This is a genomic window from Phytoactinopolyspora endophytica (assembly GCF_004138495.1).
Classification (GTDB): Bacteria; Actinomycetota; Actinomycetes; order Jiangellales; family Jiangellaceae; genus Phytoactinopolyspora; species Phytoactinopolyspora endophytica.
Window position 1 is genome coordinate 6,450 of record NZ_ML142865.1, and the last position, 3,593, is coordinate 10,042.

At 67.5% G+C, this 3,593-nt stretch carries 3 protein-coding genes; 2 read left to right on the top strand and 1 reads right to left on the bottom strand.

Features of this window, described 5'->3' with window-relative positions; genetic code table 11:
- Nucleotides 1–217: 217 nt before the first annotated feature.
- Together ELR45_RS26115 and ELR45_RS26120 are read left to right on the top strand one after the other, a co-directional pair.
- Nucleotides 218–430, top strand: coding sequence for a hypothetical protein (locus ELR45_RS26115; RefSeq protein ID WP_129668956.1), 213 nt, complete (start codon nt 218–220; stop codon nt 428–430).
- A gap of 50 nt (nt 431–480) precedes the next feature.
- Nucleotides 481–1,509 (top strand): sigma-70 family RNA polymerase sigma factor, encoded by a 1,029-nt coding sequence (locus ELR45_RS26120; protein WP_129668957.1) that lies wholly within the window; start codon nt 481–483, stop codon nt 1,507–1,509.
- A 13-nt stretch (nt 1,510–1,522) separates the two neighbouring features.
- Here the strand turns inward: ELR45_RS26120 and ELR45_RS26125 are convergent, their stop codons facing one another.
- Nucleotides 1,523–3,466 carry an IucA/IucC family protein gene (locus ELR45_RS26125; protein ID WP_129668958.1) on the bottom strand — a complete coding sequence of 648 codons (1,944 nt, stop codon included), beginning with the start codon at nt 3,464–3,466 and terminating at the stop codon, nt 1,523–1,525.
- Between the last annotated feature and the right edge of the window lie 127 nt (nt 3,467–3,593).

The following is a 3,593-nucleotide window of genomic DNA, read 5'->3' on the forward strand; positions in this document are numbered from 1 at the left end:
CGGAAGGCGGGGTGGCTCCCGGTAGCCGGCTTCAGCGGAGGCGACATGCGGTGCGCGCCGCGATGTCGCCGGCAGCCCGCGGGAACCACCCCGCCGACCAGGAGAGAACGCCAGGCCGTTGGGCCGAAGCGACAGTGCGGCGATGAGTTTCGGGCGGCTTTGCGGTCTCAGTACCTAGCACGTCTCGATCCTGACACCGCGGAGAGGAGGAGCCTCCATGAGCATGAACGCGACGGTCACCGATGAGGCGCAGACTGGCGTAGCGACGCGGGCCTGGCCGCGTGGCACGGTTCGACGTGAGACCGACGGGTGGCATATCAGCATCAAGGACTACGACCCGATACGTGGCTACCTGCGCACGGACCATGTCGAGTCGACGTGGGATCGGGCGTGGGCGTGGCTGGACGGCTTGCGGCGAGTGCTCGCCTGAGAGTGCCCGGCCCACGTCTCTGGAGGATGTCCGAGAGTGGGCGTAATGTCATGGTCGTGGTCGACATCGCCGAAACTGACGAATTCTCGCAGCTGGCACAGCCGTACCGCCGTGAGCTGCTGGCGCACTGTTACAGGATGCTCGGCTCGGTGCACGAGGCAGAGGATCTGGTTCAGGAAACGTACCTGCGTGCGTGGCGTGCGTACGACCGGTTCGAAGGACGGTCGTCGTTGCGGACCTGGCTACACCGCATCGCTACCACGGCGTGTCTCACCGCGCTGGAGAGCCGCAATCGGCGGCCGCTGCCCACCGGCCTGGGCGGTCCCAGCGACGATCCGAAGGGCCAGTTGCCGACACAACCCGAGGTGCCGTGGCTTGAGCCGGTACCGGATGCCATGGTCGGTGCCGATGGTGCGGACCCGGCCGCGACGGTTACCTCTCGGGAGAGTATCCGGCTGGCGTTGATCGCCGCGCTGCAGTACCTGCCGGCCAGGCAACGCGCCGTGCTGATCCTGCGCGACGTCTTGAAGTTCAAGGCGGCCGAGGTCGCCGAGACCGTGGGCATCTCTGTCGCGGCCGTCAACAGTCTGCTGCAGCGTGCCCGCGCCCAGCTGGAACAGGCGGGGCTGCGGGAGGACGAGGTCACCGAGCCTGCCACGTCCGAGCAGCGAGAGCTGCTTGAGCGCTATGCGGCCGCGTTCGAGAACTACGACGTGCCGGCCATGGTGAAGCTGTTCGCCGAGGACGTCGTCTGGGAGATGCCGCCGTTCCTCGCATGGTTCCAGGGTGCCGAGACCGTCGGCCAGATGATCTCCGCCCAATGCCCTGCCCAGGGCCCGGGTGATCAGGTGATGGTGGCGACCACGGCGAACGGCCAGCCCGCGTTCGGCCTGTACATGCGCGACGAGAACGGCGTCCACCGGGCTTTCCAGATGCATGTGCTCACGCTGACCGCATCCGACGTCGGGCAGGTGACTGTGTTCTTCGACCTGACCCTGTTTCCCGTCTTCGGCCTGCCGATGACCTGGCCCGCTGAGTCGGGGACTGAGCAGCCGCCGCAGCGTTTCAGCCAGTTCTGACCTCTACCGCCGCCTACTCGACGTTGCCACCACCGGGGGAAGCCAGCGGGTTCTGGACGGTGCCGACGGCCGCGATGACCGGGCGTTCGGCGTCGTCCGCGTAACCCCGTTCGAACAGTCGCAGCCGGTTGAGGCACAACTTCGGGAAGGTCGGTGTCTCCAGGTCGAACAGGCTGAAGCGATCCGCCGACTCGTCGCCGAAGCGTCGCTGATACTCCACCAGCTCCCGTCTTGCCTGCGCCCAGAACGAGGTCTCCGATAGCCCGAGCCGGTCCTCGGCGATCTCCGCCAGGTACCGGTATACGCAGATCAGCAGCCCGTTCTGCAGGTACTTGATCAGCGTCTTGGCTTCCAGCGTCACGTCAGCCAGGGCGGCGCGGACCTCGGGCGTCAGGTTCTGATGCTCGGGCAACATGTCGGTGCAGATCGCGACGTCGTCGACGAAGTCCTTGACGACGAGCCGGGTCGGTACGCCGTCGCGGTGCACGATCATGCAGTTCTGGCCATGTGGCGAGAACATCGCACCGTACCGATAGAGGATGTGCAGCAGTGGCGGCAGCACCGCCCGGTGCAGATGCTGGAACCACTCGTCGACCCCGAGCCCGCTCCGGGCGACGAGCGTCCCGGCGAACGATGTGCCGTCGGGATCGACATGCAGCAGCGCGGCCAGGGAAACGGCGCGCTCGCCGGGTTCGAGGTAAGGCTGGACCGACTCCCGCCAGATGGCGCCCAGCATCTCCGTGTGCTGGTAGGGAACGTCTGGGATCGACTCATAGGCGCGGTGTGCGACGCTGACCGATGACACCTCGCCGAGCAGGACCAACCCGGTCTCTTTGAGGAACGGGTCCGCGTCCGCCAAGCCGGACAGCCATTCGGTCAGTGCCGGGGCGGCGAGCGTACGTTCCCGAGGCAGCCCTCGGTAGACCGACGTGTTCAGCACCGAGACCGGCAGCTTGAGATAGCGGCGTTCCGGATGGTCGAGGTCCGTGAGCGTCCGGATCGCCAGCTGCGGCCGGTACCGGGCAGCGCCCTCACCGAGGGGCACCAGGGCACCGCTGGCTAGCTCGGCCGCATGCAGCGACAGGATTCGGTTGGTCCACTGCCACGGGTGGACCGGCAGGAAGGCGCAGGTGTCGGGGTCGAGGCCGCCTAGCTGGGCGTGCGCGCGCATCCGGTTGAACTCTGCGTCGCCCACCTGCTCGCGGACGACGCTGTGGTGGTCCAGGCCGGCCACGGAACGGGTGTCGGCGAGTGACGGCGCGGCCGCCAGCCACAGCAACCGGACGTCACGGCCTGCCTCCGGCGCGTAGGCGAGCAGGTCGTCTGCGCTGAAGCCGACCCGGCCCTTGCTGGCGACGATCCACGGATGGCCGTGTAGCTCGTTCTCCACCAGCACCGGCTCCAGGTCGGTGAGCTCGGCGCTCGGGCGGCCGCGGGCCAGCAGCCATGAGTCGGAGAGCAGCGTCGAGGAGAGCTCGGCCACCAGGTTGGCGGCCGTCGCCGCCGCGACTCCGTGCGCCGTCAGGAGCTCCGCGAGCAGGACCGTTGCGTCAGGGACGGTGGCATCGCTCCACGTGCTCGGCGCCTCGCCGCTCCAAGTTTCTGGTCGCGCTTGGCTTCTCGCTTGCTCCGCAGGCGGCGTCGCTCGTTCCTCGCTGTGCCGACGGCTCCGCTCGCTCGGCGCCTCGCCGCTCCAAGTTTCTGGTCGCGCTTGGCTCCAGCGCAGGGAGTCCGGGTCCACCCTCCACCAGCCGAGGGCGCGGCGCTTCGCCTGCGCGGTCAAGGTGCCGTGCGGCAGCTCGCAGGTCAAGCGCCCGTCGTCGTCGATGGGCGGGTCGATGATCTCCTCGTACATGAACTCGGTGAGCGCCTTGGCCAGGAGCTCACGGTTGGCGCGTTCCCAGAGCCGGGCGTCGAGCCAGGTCGGGAAGGTGGTCGCCGATTCGTCCAGGTTCATTACTGTTCTCTCAGCTGCTCTCTCGATTGGTTGCGGTGCGCGAGACCATGATCATGAACAGTTTCCGTGCTATTTACACGGTTACTGTTCATGATCATGGTCTTCTCCGGCTTTTAGGGCGGTAGTG